At 73.2% G+C, this 14,883-nt stretch carries 16 protein-coding genes; 5 read left to right on the top strand and 11 right to left on the bottom strand.

The features are described 5' to 3' along the window. The first annotated feature begins 58 nt into the window (after positions 1–58). Both ACLFMI_RS22015 and ACLFMI_RS22010 read left to right on the top strand, forming a co-directional pair. Positions 59–307, top strand: a complete 249-nt coding sequence (locus ACLFMI_RS22015; RefSeq protein ID WP_410949828.1) for a DUF2530 domain-containing protein — start codon at positions 59–61, stop codon at positions 305–307. 97 nt (positions 308–404) lie between these two features. After that, on the top strand, positions 405–1,145 hold the full coding sequence (locus tag ACLFMI_RS22010) for an SDR family NAD(P)-dependent oxidoreductase (protein WP_410949827.1): 741 nt from the start codon (positions 405–407) through the stop codon (positions 1,143–1,145). Positions 1,146–1,165: 20 nt separating this feature from the next. Here the strand turns inward: ACLFMI_RS22010 and ACLFMI_RS22005 are convergent, their stop codons facing one another. The 3 genes from ACLFMI_RS22005 to ACLFMI_RS21995 form a co-directional block, all read right to left on the bottom strand. Beyond that, a complete protein-coding gene (locus ACLFMI_RS22005) occupies positions 1,166–1,375 on the bottom strand; it encodes a hypothetical protein (protein WP_410949826.1) in 210 nt (69 codons plus the stop codon). 46 nt (positions 1,376–1,421) lie between these two features. Further along, positions 1,422–2,615, bottom strand: coding sequence for a L,D-transpeptidase (locus tag ACLFMI_RS22000; RefSeq protein WP_410949825.1), 1,194 nt, complete (start codon positions 2,613–2,615; stop codon positions 1,422–1,424). A gap of 127 nt (positions 2,616–2,742) precedes the next feature. Continuing rightward, a complete protein-coding gene (locus ACLFMI_RS21995; RefSeq protein WP_410949824.1) occupies positions 2,743–3,807 on the bottom strand; it encodes a UDP-N-acetylmuramate dehydrogenase in 1,065 nt (354 codons plus the stop codon). A gap of 23 nt (positions 3,808–3,830) precedes the next feature. On the opposite strand from ACLFMI_RS21995, the gene ACLFMI_RS21990 reads away from it, so the two are divergent. From ACLFMI_RS21990 to ACLFMI_RS21980, 3 genes are all read left to right on the top strand, one after another. Next, complete coding sequence (locus tag ACLFMI_RS21990; RefSeq protein ID WP_410949823.1) at positions 3,831–4,328, top strand: DUF2505 domain-containing protein; 498 nt, start codon at positions 3,831–3,833, stop codon at positions 4,326–4,328. Positions 4,329–4,334: 6 nt separating this feature from the next. After that, entirely contained in the window at positions 4,335–5,213 is an 879-nt protein-coding gene (gene purU / locus ACLFMI_RS21985; protein ID WP_410949822.1) for a formyltetrahydrofolate deformylase, read from the top strand. A 209-nt stretch (positions 5,214–5,422) separates the two neighbouring features. Beyond that, positions 5,423–6,343, top strand: a complete 921-nt coding sequence (locus tag ACLFMI_RS21980) for a DUF559 domain-containing protein (protein ID WP_410949821.1) — start codon at positions 5,423–5,425, stop codon at positions 6,341–6,343. 51 nt (positions 6,344–6,394) lie between these two features. On the opposite strand, the gene lon is transcribed toward ACLFMI_RS21980, so the two are convergent. From lon to ACLFMI_RS21940, 8 genes are all read right to left on the bottom strand, one after another. Then, positions 6,395–8,779 (bottom strand): endopeptidase La, encoded by a 2,385-nt coding sequence (gene lon, locus ACLFMI_RS21975; RefSeq protein WP_410949820.1) that lies wholly within the window; start codon positions 8,777–8,779, stop codon positions 6,395–6,397. Positions 8,780–8,856: 77 nt separating this feature from the next. Then, positions 8,857–9,405, bottom strand: a complete 549-nt coding sequence (locus tag ACLFMI_RS21970) for a YbaK/EbsC family protein (RefSeq protein WP_410949890.1) — start codon at positions 9,403–9,405, stop codon at positions 8,857–8,859. After that, complete coding sequence (locus ACLFMI_RS21965) at positions 9,399–9,707, bottom strand: DUF2516 family protein (protein ID WP_410949819.1); 309 nt, start codon at positions 9,705–9,707, stop codon at positions 9,399–9,401. The genes ACLFMI_RS21970 and ACLFMI_RS21965 overlap by 7 nt, the downstream gene beginning before the upstream one ends. A 208-nt stretch (positions 9,708–9,915) precedes the next feature. Next, positions 9,916–10,644 (bottom strand): hypothetical protein, encoded by a 729-nt coding sequence (locus ACLFMI_RS21960; RefSeq protein WP_410949818.1) that lies wholly within the window; start codon positions 10,642–10,644, stop codon positions 9,916–9,918. A 6-nt stretch (positions 10,645–10,650) separates the two neighbouring features. Next, positions 10,651–11,166, bottom strand: coding sequence for a helix-turn-helix domain-containing protein (locus ACLFMI_RS21955; RefSeq protein WP_410949817.1), 516 nt, complete (start codon positions 11,164–11,166; stop codon positions 10,651–10,653). Between the two features lie 157 nt (positions 11,167–11,323). After that, positions 11,324–12,694 carry a DUF445 domain-containing protein gene (locus ACLFMI_RS21950; RefSeq protein ID WP_410949816.1) on the bottom strand — a complete coding sequence of 457 codons (1,371 nt, stop codon included), beginning with the start codon at positions 12,692–12,694 and terminating at the stop codon, positions 11,324–11,326. Positions 12,695–12,735: 41 nt separating this feature from the next. Further along, positions 12,736–13,257 carry a hypothetical protein gene (locus ACLFMI_RS21945; protein WP_410949815.1) on the bottom strand — a complete coding sequence of 174 codons (522 nt, stop codon included), beginning with the start codon at positions 13,255–13,257 and terminating at the stop codon, positions 12,736–12,738. Between the two features lie 375 nt (positions 13,258–13,632). Beyond that, positions 13,633–13,836, bottom strand: a complete 204-nt coding sequence (locus tag ACLFMI_RS21940; RefSeq protein ID WP_410949814.1) for a cold-shock protein — start codon at positions 13,834–13,836, stop codon at positions 13,633–13,635. Positions 13,837–14,883 lie beyond the last annotated feature (1,047 nt).

The following is a 14,883-nucleotide window of genomic DNA, read 5'->3' as shown; positions in this document are numbered from 1 at the left end:
CCTAGACGCGGCGCAACGGTCCGTAACCGCGTGGCGGTACCCCTTAGGCTGACGATCCGTGACACCCCCCAACCCGCCACCGCTGCCCCGGCGGCTCTACGACTCGCTGCCGGTGATCGGCGGCGGGATGGTGCTGTGGCTGGTCGCCGCCGGCGTCGTGCTGCTGCTCGGCGGCCCCCGGGAGCTTCTCTGGACGTGCGTGGCCGGGCTCGGCGTCGGCGCGTTCGGCCTGGTGGTGTTCCTGGCCCAGCGGGCCGCGGCCCGACGCGGGGACCGCTCCGCCCAGCGGGGCATCGAACGTCGCTGAGAGCACCGCCGGGGCCGCCGGGGGCGCCGCTGCGCGACGGCCGGGCGGGCCTCCGCACGGGCGGCCGGGCCGGTCCGGGGCAACTAGGCTCGCGGGCATGACCGTGAACGACCGTCCGACCGCCGTCGTCACCGGCGCCTCCTCCGGGATCGGCGCCGCCACCGCCCGCGCGCTGGGTGCCGCAGGCTTCCACGTCGTGCTCGGGGCCCGCCGGGTGGAGCGCTGCGCGGAGATCGCGAAGGAGATCGACGGCACCGCGATGCCGCTCGACGTCACCGACGCGGACTCCGTCCGGGCGTTCGGCGAGGCCGTGCCGGACGCGAAGCTCCTGGTCAACAACGCCGGCGGGGCCAAGGGCCTGGCGACGGTCGAGGAGGCCGACGAGGAGCACTGGCGCTGGATGTGGGAGACCAACGTCCTGGGCACGCTGCGGCTGACCCAGGCGTTCCTGCCCAAGCTGCGCGCGTCCGGCGACGGGCACGTGATCACCGTGACCTCGATCGCCGCGCTGGACTTCTACGACAAGGGCGCCGGCTACACCGGCGCCAAGCACGCCCAGGCGATGGCGCACCGCACGCTGCGCGGCGAGCTGCTGGGCGAGCCGATCCGGGTCACCGAGATCTGCCCGGGCATGGTCGAGACCGAGTTCTCCGAGGTGCGCTTCTCCGGCGACACCGAGCGTGCGGCGAAGGTCTACCAGGGCATCACGCCGCTGAGCGCCGGCGACGTCGCGGAGACCATCGCGTTCGCCGCGACCCGGCCGCCGCACGTGAACCTGGACCAGATCGTGCTCAAGCCGCGCGCCCAGGCGTCCGGGACCCGGGCACACCGCGAGTAACCGGCCAGAGAGCTACCGGCCTACAGGGTCTCCTCGGACCGGCGGCGCTGCTCGGCGTCGTCAGCCGGCTCGATGCCCTCCAGCGACCCCGCGATCCGTTCCTCGGACTCACGCAGGATCTCCTCGGCGCCGGACTCCTCCGGGCCGCCGGTGCCCTGCTCCTCGGGCAGCGGGTTCGCGCGGGTCGGCGCGCGCTCGTCGGGGACCTCGGGGTTCTGCGGGCCGGTCATGCCCCGTTCGTACCCGTTCGGCCGGAGCGCGACCCCCGCGCCTCGGTCAGAGGGCGGACAGCTGCTGCCAGCGGTCCCAGGACAGCGTCCAGTCCGAGATGTCACCGTCCTTCGGGCTCAGCCGGACCGGCGTGCCGGTGACCTCGACCGGATCGCCGTAGCGGGCGCTGTCGTAGTAGGCCTTCGCGTCGGCGGGCGAGAGGTTCACGCAGCCGTGCGTCACGTTCGACGCGCCCTGCGCGGACGCCGAGGCCGGGTTGGCATGGATGAACTCGCCGTTGTTGCTCATCCGCACCGCCCACTTCTCGACGAGGTCGTAGCCGTACTGCGGCGAGACCATCCGCTTGTCGGTGAACTTCTCGGTGACGACGTGGGTGCCCGAGCGGGTGTTGCGGTCCGGGTCCGCGGCCAGGCCGTAGCTGGCCGGGTAGCTCGCGACCTGCCTGCCGTCGCGCTCCACGACCATCCGGAACGAGCGGGTGTCGGCCTTCACGACCTGCGCGCGGCCGATGTCGAACGACGTGGAGAGGTTCTCCGCACCGTAGTTCCCGCCGCCGTAACCGACGCCGAGCAGCGGGGCGTCGACCCGGACGTGGGTGCCGGCGGGCCAGTACTCCTTCGGCCGCCAGTGCACCCGGGAGCCGCCGTTGTCGTCGGGCAGCCAGCCCCAGGAGCCCTCGACCGGCGTCGAGGTGGTGACCTTCAGTGCCCGCTCGACGGCGGCCCGGTCGTCGACGTGCCGGTCGAACCGGATCTCGATCGGCGCGGCGACGCCGACCGTGCGGCCGTCGCCGATGTTGAGGGTGCCGCGCACCTCGTGCGCCGGCTTCAGCGTGCCGAGCGTGCCCGCGACCGGCGTCGTGGCACCGTCGGCGCCGAGCGCGCGGCCGTGCCAGGTGTAGGTGGTGGCGTAGTCCAGCGGCGCGGTGCTGGTCCAGGTGCTGCGATCCGGGGACAGCGCCCCGTCGACGGTCTCGCCGTCCGGGCCGGTCAGCGCCACCCCGTCCAGGGTGCCGCCCGCGGCGCGCACCGAGACCGGCTCCGCCGGGTTCGCCGACGACGCCGGGGCCGTGCCGGTGCTCGCTCCGCCCGCGCTCCGCTCGGCGGGCTGGTAGCTCACCTGCGGAGCGGCCGGGGCCGCGAGCGGCCCCGTTCCCTGGGCGGCCGCGGTCAGCGCCACCGCGCTCGCCACGCCGAGGGCGGCGACCAGGGCCACCGCCACGATCAGAAGTCGTCGCACCCATCCCTCGCGGAAGATCGCTTGCGTCGCGTAACCGACCGTACGCGAGTGCGCCCCCGTCGCGGCACGCCTCCACATCGCAGCCCATCCCCGCGCCATTGCTCCACAACGGGAGAGGGGGCGGGGGTCACAGGGTGCAGGCGACCAGGACGGGTTCGGGGTGCAGGGTCACGCCGAAGCGGTCGGCGACGCCGTCCCGGACCTCGCGGGCCAGGGCCAGCAGGTCGTCGGTGGTCCCGCCGCCGCGGTGGGTCAGCGCCAGCACGTGCCGGGTGGACAGCGACACCCGGCCGCCGGGGCCGGCGTGCCCGCGGGCGAAACCGGCGTTCTGGATCAGCCCGGCGGCCGAGAGCTTGACCCGGCCCTCGGCGGCGGGCCATGCGGCGAGCCCCTCGATGGTGGGCGCCTCGGCGGCGGGCAGGATCGGGTTGGTGAAGAACGAGCCGGCCGACCAGGTGTCGTGGTCGGCGACGTCGAGCACCATCCCCTTGCCGCGGCGCAGCCCGAGCACCGCCGCGCGGGCGGCAGCCGGGTCGACCCGGGTGTCCGGTTCGACGCCGAGGGCGCGGGCCAGCTCGGCGTAGCGGATCGGGGCGGAGCGGCCGTCGGCGCGCAGCGCGAACCGGACCCGCAGCACGATCGCGTCATCGTTGCCCTTGAGCACGCTGGTCCGGTAGGCGAGCCCCAGCCGTGCGGCCGGCACGTGCTCGCGGACGGTGCGGGTGCGCCGGTCGTAGAGGTCGACGTCGACGAGCAGGTCGGCGACCTCGATGCCGTAGGCGCCCACGTTCTGCACCGGGGTCGCGCCGGTCCGTCCGGGGATCCCGGACAGGCACTCCAGCCCGCCGAGGCCCTCGGCGACGGTCGCGGCGACGACGTCGTCCCAGTCCTCGCCGGCATCGACGGTCAGCACGACCGTGTCGTCGTTCCGACGCTCGTGGGACATCCCGCGCCCGGCCAGCAGGACCGCCGTGCCGTCGAACCCGGCGTCGGCGACGACCAGGTTGGAGCCACCGCCGACCAGCAGTACCGGTTCCCCGGCCGCGTCCGCGGACCCGACGGCGTCGACCACCTCGCGCGCGCCCTCGGCGCGGAGGAGCCGGCCGGCCGGCCCGCCGAGCCGCAGCGTGGTGTGCGCGCTCAACCGGGGGTCGGTGGTCGGCCGGGTCGACGCTGAGGCAGGAGAGCTCACGCCGTCAACGGTAGCCTTCGCCCATGCCGCGCTCGATCGACTACCGCGCCACCTCCGCGCACCCCGCCGACAAGGTCTACGCGGCGATGGTGGACCGCGGGCTGCTGGAGGAGCAGATGCGGCACATGGGCGGTCCGGACGCGGCCGTGACCTCCTACGAGACCACTCGGGACGGCGTCCGGTACACGCTGCGGCACGGCATCCCCGCGGCCGACCTGCCGTCGATGGTCACCTCGTTCATCCCCGGCGGCGACCTGCGGATCGACCGGACCGAGGAGTGGAAACCCGCCGGTGACGGCGGCTACGACGGGACCGGCTCGGTCCAGGTCCTCGGGACGCCCGCCACGGCGCGGTCGGTGATGCGGATCGCCGACACCGACGCCGGTTCCGAGGTCCGCGTCCAGGCCGAGATCGCGGTGAAGGTCCCGGTCATCGGGTCGCGGATCGAGGAGGCGATGGCCGGGCAGATCGAGAAGCTGCTGGCCGCCGAGACCGAGTTCACCCTGAAGCGGATCACGTAGCCCGCCGTGCCCGACCGCCGTTTCGTCATCACGCTGTCCTGCCCGGACCGCACCGGCATCGTCGCCCGGATCTCGGCGTTCCTGGCCGACCTGGGTGCCTCCATCACCGAGGCCGCCTACCACGCCGACGTCGAGGCGGGGGTGTTCTGCACCCGCCAGGTCGTCGACGCCGCGTCCGTCCCGTGCGACGCCGGAGAGCTGCGCGAGCGGTTCGCCCCGGTCGCCGCGGAGCTCGGCGGCGAGCACCGGATCTCCGACACCGGCGAGCCCAAGCGCGCGGTGTTGCTGGCGACCCGGGACGAGCACTGCCTGCACGACCTGCTCGGCCGGGTGCGGACCGGCGAGCTCCCCGTGGAGATCACCAAGGTGATCGGCAACCACGCCTCGCTGGGGGAGATCGTCACCGCGCACGGGGTGGACTTCCATCACGTGCCGTTCCCCGCGCCCGGGGACCCGCACCGGGAGCAGGGCAAGGTCACCGCGTTCGAGCAGATCCGGAAGCTCGTCGACGCCGACGCGCCGGACGCGATCGTGCTGGCCCGGTTCATGCAGATCCTGCCCGCGCACCTGTGCGAGGCCTGGGCCGGGCGGGCGATCAACATCCACCACAGCTTCCTGCCCTCGTTCGCCGGGGCACGGCCGTATCACCAGGCCCACCGGCGCGGGGTGAAACTGATCGGCGCGACCTGCCACTACGCGACCGCCGACCTGGACGCCGGCCCGATCATCGAACAGGACGTCATCCGGGTCGACCACGGCGACGCCGCCGCCGACATGGTGCGGCGCGGCCGCGACATCGAACGTCTCGTGCTGGCCCGGGGCCTGCGCTGGCACCTCGAGGACCGGGTCCTGATCGAGGGCAACCGGACGATCGTCTTCCGATAGCCCGGTCCGCCGCCGCACCTCGCCTCTCCCGCTGCGCCCTCCCCGCGCCTCGCCTCACCCCGCCGAGATGCAGCTCAGCGGGCCGTGGAGATCGACAATTCCCGCTGAGCCGCATCTCGCCGCGGGTGGTCCGGGCTCGTACGGTTCGCGATCGGGGCGGGGGTGGGATGTTCCCGTCCGCTGGGCCCCGGGACACGCAGCATCGACCGGTGACGATTCCGGGATGGCCCGAGGTGTTCCGCGGAACGGCAGCGGTGGCCGCGGGTCTGGTGACGCCCGACCAGCTACGCGGCCCACAGTACGAGCGGGTCCTTCCGGACACCTACGTCCGGGTCGACGGGCGACGCACCGACCTGCGACTCCGCTCGCTCGCCGCCCATCACTGGGCCGGCCCGGACGCCGTGCTCTGCGGCTACTCCGCCGCGGAGCTCCTGGATCGATCGTGCGCGCCGTGGCACGCGCCGGCCGAGGTCGTCGTGACGGCCGGACGCGCCGGAGCACGGTCCAGGCAGGGAGTCATCGTGCGGCGCGACGTCCTGCACCCCGGTGAGATCACCGAGGTGGACGGCGTCCGGGTCACCAGCCGGATGCGCACCGCCTTCGACCTGGCTCGATGGCTCTCGCCGACCGAGGGCGTCGTCGCGGTGGATGCGCTCGCCCGCGGCGCGTTCGCACCGGATCTGCTGCTGAACTTCACGGTCCGCTACGTCGGACTGCGTGGCGTGCGGAACGTCCTCGATGCCCTGACCTGGGCCGACGCCCGGTCGGGGTCGCCACCGGAGACCCGGTTGCGCCTGCTCCTGGTGCGTGCCGGCCTGCCTCGCCCGATCCCGCAGCACCCGGTCCTCGACGACGAGCGGCGCCGCGCGGTCTGGCTCGACCTCGTCTGGCCGGAGCACCGGCTCGCCGTCGAGTACGACGGTGACGACCATTTCGCGACTCCGGAGAAGGCGCGCGCCGACGCGCAACGCCACACCCGGCTCGTCGCCGCCGGCTGGCGGGTCCTGCGCTACACCGCCCACGAGATGCGGCACCAACCGGACCGCATCGTCGCCGAGGTCCGCCGTGCCCTCGGCCTTCCTCACCGAGATGCACGTCAGCGGGCCGTGGAGATCGACAATTCCCGTTGACGTGCATCTCGGCGGGATTCGGCCACGGGCGCGGGTACGCCGGAGCGCGGGTCAGGCCGCGGAGGCGTGCTCCGCGGCCGGCTCCAGCGCGATCTCCAGGACATCCGCGACGTCGGCGACCGGGTGCACCCGCAGCTCGCCGCGGACCGACTCCGGCACCTCGTCCAGGTCCGGCTCGTTGCGCTTCGGGATGATCACGTCGGTCAGCCCGGCCCGGTGCGCCGCGAGCAGCTTCTGCTTCACCCCGCCGATCGGAAGGACCTTGCCCTGCAGGGTGACCTCACCGGTCATCCCGACGCTCGACCGCACCGGACGCCCGGACGCGAGCGAGGCCAGCGCCGTCGTCATCGTGACGCCGGCGCTCGGCCCGTCCTTCGGGACCGCACCGGCCGGGACGTGCACGTGCAGCTTGCGCGACGCCAGATCCCCGGCCAGGCCCTTGGAGCGCAGGTAGGACAGGGCGATCGAGACCGACTCGGTCATCACCTCGCCCAGCTGCCCGGTGATCTGCAGGCCCGGATCGCCGTCCATCGCGGTGGCCTCGATGAACAGCACGTCCCCACCGGCACCGGTGACCGCCAGCCCGGTGGCGACGCCCGGGGCGGACGTCCGCTCCGCCGTCTCCGGCGTGAACTTCGGCCGCCCGAGATAGGTGACCAGCGCGGTGGCGTCGACGTGCACCGGCCGCCCGGCGCCGTCGGACCCACCGGTGCCGTCGGAGCCGTCGGGGGCGTGCGTGCCATCGGGGGCGTCGGCGCCGTCCAGCTGCACCGCGACCTTGCGCAGCACCTTCGCCAGCCCGCGCTCGAGCTGCCGCACCCCGGCCTCGCGGGTGTACTCCGCCGCGATCATCGACAACGCGACGTCGGTGAACTCCACGTCCGACGGCGCCAGCCCGGCCTTGGCGATCTGCCGCGGAAGCAGGTGGTCCCGGGCGATCGCGACCTTCTCCGGCTCGGTGTAGCCGTCGAGCGTCACGACCTCCATCCGGTCGGCCAGCGGACCGGGGATCGCCGAACCGTCGTTCGCGGTCGCCAGGAACAGTACGTTCGACAGGTCGAGGTCGACCTCCAGGTAGTGGTCGCGGAACGTGTGGTTCTGCGCCGGGTCCAGCACCTCCAGCAGCGCCGCGGTCGGGTCGCCTCGAAAATCGGAGCCGACCTTGTCGATCTCGTCGAGCAGCACCACCGGGTTCATCGATCCGGCCTCGCGGATCGCGCGGACGATGCGTCCGGGCAGCGCGCCGACGTAGGTGCGCCGGTGGCCGCGGATCTCGGCCTCGTCCCGGACGCCGCCGAGCGCGACCCGCACGAAGTTGCGGCCCAGCGCGCGGGCGACCGATTCCCCCAGCGACGTCTTGCCGACGCCGGGCGGGCCGACCAGCGACAGCACGGCACCCGAGCCGCGGCCGCCGATCGTGTCCAGGCCCTTGCGGTTGCGCCGCGAGCGGACGGCCAGGAACTCGGTCAGCCGTTCCTTGACGTCGTCGAGGCCTGCGTGGTCGGCGTCCAGGATCTGGCGGGCCTCGACGAGGTCGTCGGTGTCGACGGTGGTCTCGTGCCAGGGGATGTCCAGGATCGTGTCCAGCCAGGTCCGGATCCAGCCGCCCTCCGGGCTCTGGTCCGACGAGCGCTCCAGCTTGCCGACCTCGGTCAGCGCGGCCTTGCGGACGTGCTCCGGGAGGTCGGCGTTCTCGACCTTGGTCCGGTAGTCGTCCTCGGACTCGTCGCCGTCCCCCTCGCCGAGCTCCTTGCGGATCGCGGCGAGCTGCTGGCGCAGCAGGAACTCGCGCTGCTGGCGCTCCATGCCCTCGCGGACGTCGTTCGAGATCTTCTCCGAGACCTCCTGCTCGGCCACGTGCTCCTTGGTCCACGCCAGGAGCTTCTCCAGCCGTGCGGTCACGTCGGTCTCGGCGAGCAGCTCGGCCTTGTGCGCGAGGTCCAGCCAGGACGCCCAGCCGGCCAGGTCGGCGAGCTGCCCGGGGTCGGTCGTCTGCTGCACCGAGTCGATGATCTGCCAGGCACCCCGCTGCTGCAGGATGCCGACGACCAGCGCCTTGTACTCCTTGGCCAGCTCGTGGGTGCGGCCGGTCGGCTCGCTCTCGTCGACCGGCTCGGCCTCCACCCACAGCGCGGCCCCGGGCCCGGAGACACCGGATCCGATCCGGGCGCGGCGCTCGCCGCGCAGCACCGCGGCCTGGTCACCGTCGGGCAACCGGCCGATCTGCTCCAGCACCGCGACCACACCGATCGCGGCGTACCTGCCGTCGAGGCGGGGGACGACGAGCACCCGCCGCTGCGAGTCCGGGCCGTCGGCGCCGGAGGCGTCGACGGCCGCACGGATGTCCGGCGCGTCCAGCCGGACCGGGGTCACCATGCCGGGAAGGACCACCGCATCGTCCAGCGGCAGCACCGGCAGCGTCAGCACGTCACTCATGTACCGGCCAACACTTACACCGTTACACCGCTTCCGCTGTCCGCTGCGGGCGAACACCCCCAGCTCAGCGACCCGCCTCAGCGCGCGAGGTCCTCCACGACCTCGGCCCCCGGCAGCGACGCCAGCAGCGCACCGGGGACGGCGAGCTTGCCGTCCCGGGTCCCGCTGCCGATCACGACGGCGTCCGCCGCGGCGACGCCGGGCGCGATCCAGAGCGGCCATCCGTCGGGCAGGCCGATCGGGGCGATGCCGCCGTAGGCCATCCCGGTCAGGGCGACGGCGTCGTCCATCGGCGCGAAGGACGCCTTGCGCACGTCGAGCCGCCGCTTCACGACGCCGTTGACGTCGGCCCGGGTCGTCGCGAGCACGACGCAGGCGGCGTACCGGGTCTCGCCGGCGCGCTTGCCGGCGACGACGACGCAGTTCGCCGCGAACGCGAGCGGGGACCCGTAGGCCTCGCAGAACGCCGCGGTGTCGGCCAGATCCGGATCGATCTCGGCGACGCCGATCTCCTCGGCCCGCGGGCCGAGGTCCTTCAGCGCGGCGGCGACCGGGTCGCCCAGCAGATCCGGGCGCTCCAGTGCCGGGACCGGGCTCAGCGTCCCGAGGACGGACCAGCTCACCAGCGTGGACCGCCGCCCTGGACCTCCACCACCGCCGGCTTGACGTCGACGATGTAGACCAGCGTGGCGACCGTCGCGGCCAGCCAGAACATGGCGCCGCCGTACATCGGGCCGCTGGTGATGACCAGCAGCAGCAACGCGACACCGGTGATCCCCAGCCACGCGTTCTTGGTGAGCTTCCCGGCCGCGGTGAAGGCGTCGGCGCGCTGCCGCAGGGCGTGCAGGAACGCGTAGCCACCCACCGGGATCGCAATGATCTTCAGGGCCAGCACGACCCAGTAGTCCAGGCTGTACAGCAGTTCCACGCGGCCAGAGTACGGGCAGCCACGGCACCGGTCACGCCGACTCCAGCACTCCGGGATCGGTCGTACCGGGCATCACCACGCGTGTCCGACCGGCTACACATCGGTACGACTACACATCGGTCCGGCCACACATGCCGACGCCCCCGCCGGCGAGAGGCCGGCGGGGGCGTCGGGGATCAGCGGTACCGGGCGGTGCGCCCGGCCGCACTCACTTCTTGGTCGACGCGTTGCCGGTACGGCGCGCGGCCGGCTTGCCGGCCGAGGTGGCCTTGACGCCGGTACCGGTCTTCGGGTCGGTCTTCGCCGCGGTCTTGCGGGCGGTGCTGCGGGCGTTGCTCGCCACCTCGTCACCGGCCTCGTCGATGGCCTTCGCGGCGTCCTTGCCCGCCTCGGTCACGGCCTCGGCACCCTGGCCGGCGGCCGACTGCGCGGAGCGGGCGACCTTCTCGCCGGCCGAGCGGGTCTGCGAGGTGACCGTGCCCAGGGCCTTCTCGGCGACGTCGTGGGTCTCGTCCACGAACTCGTCGACCCGGGCGTCGAACTTCTCGGTGAAGTCCTCGACGGTCGAGATGGCCTGCTTGACCTGCGGCTGCTTGCGCAGCTTGCCCCAGGCCTTCTCGCCGCGCTGGGCGAAGCCGACGTAGACGCCCTCGACGTCGCTGCGGAACTCCTCGACCTGCTTGCGCAGGTGCTCCGAGCTCAGCTTGCCGCGCAGATCCTTGACCTCCTGCGGCAGCTCCTGCACGCGGGTCTGGACCTCCTCGGCGCGCTTGGTGGCCTCGGTGCGGGCGTCGGTGACGACCCTGGTCACGGTGGTGTAGGCGTAGTCGCCGACACCGAGGACCGCCATCAGCGGGGTGCGGGCGACCTCGGCCTGCTCGGTGGCCTGCTCGCGCACCTTGCGGACGTCGGCACTGGTCGGGAGGTTCACGGCCATGTCAGATCACTTCCTCGTCTGGGATGAACTCGTCTGGGTTGCTGTAGGGGTGTCGTCCGGGAGATCGTTCTCCCGGCGGAAGGACTCGTAGACGTCGAGCAGCACGCGCTTCTGCCGCTCGTTGAGGGTCGGATCGGTGAGTACGGCGTCGGTGACCCGCCCGGCCGGGCGTTCCTCGAGGATCCCGGCCCGGACGTACAACGCTTCGGCCGAGATCCGCAGGCCCTTCGCGATCTGCTGCAGGATCTCCGCGGACGGCTTGCGCAGCCCCCGCTCGACCTGGCTCAGGTAGGGGTTGCTCACCCCGGCGGACCGGGCCAGCTGGCGCATGGAGACCTGTGCGGCCTCCCGCTGCGAGCGGATGTAGGAACCGATGTCCTCCACCGCGTGCCCGACGACCTGCTGGGCCTGTCCGACGACCTGGCCGACCTGGTCGACGGCCTGCCCGACGCGCTCGGCCGGCTCGGCGGGCTGTCCGTGCCGCTCGCCCGGGTCGCGCCCGGCGCTCCGCTCCGGAGCCATCCGCCTCACCTCCGATCGATCCGTTCCCTGACGGACACCACTGACCGTACGGACCAGCGCTAGCTCTTGCAAGCACATAGCTAGCGCTGGTCGCGTGGCATGCGCCACGTTCGTGACGGCGTGGTGGCGGGCGGATGACGACCGGGCGCCGGCCGGGTCAGATCAGCAGCTCGCCGACGGAGTGGATGACCAGGCCGGCCAGCGCGCCGACGACCGTGCCGTTGATCCGGATCCACTGCAGGTCCCGGCCGACCTGAAGCTCGATCTTGCGCGAGGTCTCCTCGGCGTCCCAGCGCGCGACCGTCTCGGTGATCAGCGTGGTGATCTCGTGCCGGTAGTGCCGTACGACGTAGCACGCGGCACCGGCCAGCCAGCCGTCCAGCTTGCCACGCAGCTCGGCATCGCTGCGCAGCCGGCGCCCGAAGGACATCAGGCCGTCCCGCACGCGCAGCCGCAGCTCGTTCGACGGGTCCTCGGCGGCGTCGAGCACCATGCCCTTGACGACCGTCCACGCGCGCCCGATGAAGTGCTGCACCTCGGGGTGCTCGACGACCTGGCGCTTAACCTGCTCGGCCCGCTCGATGGTCGTCTCGTCGTGCTGCAGATCCTGGGCGAACTCGGCGAGGTAGCGGTCGACCGCGTGCCGCAGCGGGTGCTGGGGATCGGTCTTGACCGCCCAGGCGTAGCCGCGGATCTCGGCGAACACCTTGTCCGCGATCATGTCGTCGACGAACCGGGGGCTCCACGCAGGCGCACGCTCGTGCACCACGCGCAGCACCATCTCCTGGTTGTCGGCGACCCAGTCGTAGGCGCGGTCGCAGACCAGGTCCACCAGCCGGCGGTGCGCCCCGTCGGCCAGCACACCCTGCAGGGCCTTGCCCAGCGGCGGGCCGACCGGGATCTCCAGCAGCTTGCGGACGGCGACGGACTCGACGACGTTCTGCACGTCCTCGTCGCGCAGCACGGTCACCACCGCCCGCGCCGCGGTGACCAGCTCGGTGGTGATCCGGTCGGCGTTCCCCTGCTCGCCGATCCAGGCACCGACCCGGTCGCTGACGCCGACCCGGTCCAGCTTGTCCCGCACCACGGTCTCGGACAGGAAGTTCTCGCCGACGAAGTCGCCGAGACTGTCGCCGATCATGTCCTTCTTCCGCGGGATGATCGCGGTGTGCGGGATCGGGATCCGCAGCGGATGCCGGAACAGGGCGGTGACGGCGAACCAGTCGGCCAGTGCGCCGACCATGCCGGCCTCCGCGCTGGCCCGCAGGTAGGCGGCCCAGCCGAGACCCTGGACGTCTTCCAGGTACTTCGCGACCAGGAAGACCACGGTGGCCAGGATCAGGAACCCGGTGGCGACGGCCTTCATCCGGCGCAGGTCGCGCCGCTTCTGCTCGTCACCGGGGCCGAAGCCGCCGAGCGGGACGGACGGGGCGGCGCCGACGCTGCGGCCCCGTTCCGGGACGGTCGTCGTGGAGCCGGTGGCCGGGCCGGAGGGGCCCGGCCGCTCCGGTGCGCGCGAGGTGTGCACCTCTCCATAGTGCCCGTCCGGCCGGGCGGCGCGGTGTGTGGCTAGCGCAGGGCCGAGACCCGGGTCGCGGACCCCTCGGCACCCACGTCGAGGTCCGCCGCGGTGGCGGCACCGCGGTGTCGGACCGCCTCGCACACCGCATCGACCACGACCGAGGCGTCCGGGACCCGGTAGCCGACCCGGGACGGCGCGACCCGCCACTGCACCCAGCCGTCCGGCCGCTCCGTCGGCGGGGCGACGACCCCGATCCCGTCGGTGTGCAGGACGACGTCCGCGTGCAGGCTCAGCTCGGCCGGCAGGGCGTGCCGCGACGTCATCGGGAACCACCAGGTCCCCTCCGGCGTGGCCGCGACCGGGACGACCTCGCCCGCCTCGCGCAGCGTGCGGCACACCCGGCGGCCGGTCTCGGCCGGCACCTCGACGACGTCGAGCACGTCGCCGGTGGCGAGGAGGGCTTCCGCTCCGGGGCCCGGTACGAGCGGCCAGCCGTGGTCGACGTACTCACGCGCGGCAGCCCGCAGCTCCGCGCCGTAGACGGCTCGGTAGCTGTCCCACCAGGACATCCGTCCCCACTTCCTTCCGTGTGTGCTGACTCCTGCCAGACGCGGCCATCCGGCCGTCCTGTGAAGTGCAACACCAGGATGCAGGTGTCGGTGACGCGTTCGCGAGGGGGCCGCGGCGAGGGCACGCGCGCCGGAGACGAGCGGGAGGACCCGACCGCACACCGGAGGAACGGCCGGTGACCGGCCGACGACCGGCCGGAGCGGACCGACGGGCGGTGACAACCTCCGGAGCAGTTGCCGCGACACCGGTCGTCGCACCGCTCGACACGCCCCGGGCGTTCGGCTGATCCGCCGGGCCCGCAACAGAGAACGGCGCCGACACCCGAGGGGTGCCGGCGCCGGTTCACGCGGACGGGGTCATGCCCCGTCCGGAAGTCAGATCACGCGGACCGAATCGGCCTGCGGCCCCTTCTTCCCCTGGCTGGACTCGAAGTCCACCCGCTGGTTCTCCTCCAGGGTGCGGAAGCCGTTGGCCTCGATGGCGGAGTAGTGGACGAAGACGTCCGGTCCCTCGTCGTCGGTGGCGATGAAGCCGAAGCCCTTCTCGGCGTTGAACCACTTGACGGTGCCCTGCGGCATAGCTCTGTGTCCTTCTCGAATGGAGCGGTTCCGGGTCCTCACAGCAAGGGCCCGGAGGTTGCGTGGGCACCGTCGACGACACATCCGTATCAGCGGCGAAGCCCACCGTCACAACTTCACACGGACGCTTCACGGCGATCGGGAGAAGAACGACTGCAACCGGGGCGGACGCTACCACGCACGCCCCGGACGGCCGAGTCGCTCGGGTCGCCGGCCGCTCGCACCGCGTCCGCCGCGCGCCTGCGACGCCGGGTGACCACTCGTGGCCCCGCCACCCCATGCGTCACACCCGGCCCGGCGTTGTAGCGCAGCGTGAGATGTTCGCCGAGTTCCGGACACGGCCGGTCACCGGCACCCCGGACGGGTGATGACGACGCCATCTCCACGCCGACGGGTGACCGTCGAGCCGCCGAGGACCCCCGTTCCGGGTGGCGGACGGGGGTGACGAGCCCCGGATCCCGGTCGCACCCACCGTTCGTGGTCGCCCGTTCCGGGACTCGACACCGGCCGTGATCGTCGGTGCGTGACCGCCGGGGCCGGTGGGGCGGGAGTGGCCACGATCGGGTCACTGGTGCATCACCGCTGGTCACCGCAAGCTCTGCGCCGTCCGCCAGCACCGGCGGGAACTCCCGCGAACTGGAGAGATCGTGCGATCCCGAGTCACCACGTCCTTCGCCCTGACCCTCATGATCGGCACGCTGGGCGTGTACGGCGCCGGTGTGGCCGGCGCGGCCGAGCCGGCAGCGACGCACGCCGTCGTGCCCGCGGCGACCGCCGTACCGGCGGCACCTGCCGACGGCCCGCTGGACCGGCTCTTCGACACGCTGTTCGGTGGGGGGAACATCGCCGCCGAGCCGGCCGACGCCCCGACCGTGGCGGACGCGCAGGCCGGGGAGCTGCCGGCCGCACCGACGGGGCCGGGTACGCCCGAGGCCCCGGCGGCACCCGCGGTTCCCGCCGTTCCCGGTGCCCCGGCCGACCTGCAGGCCCCGGCCGGTCCCCAGGACGGAGCCGCCCCCGCAACCCCGGCTCCCCCGGCGGCGCCCG

It is taken from the genome of Pseudonocardia nantongensis, from assembly GCF_046546495.1.
In the GTDB taxonomy this organism is placed as follows: Bacteria; Actinomycetota; Actinomycetes; order Mycobacteriales; family Pseudonocardiaceae; genus Pseudonocardia; species Pseudonocardia nantongensis.
Note: the sequence above shows the minus strand (reverse complement) of the source record. Positions and strands in the feature narration are given on the sequence as shown.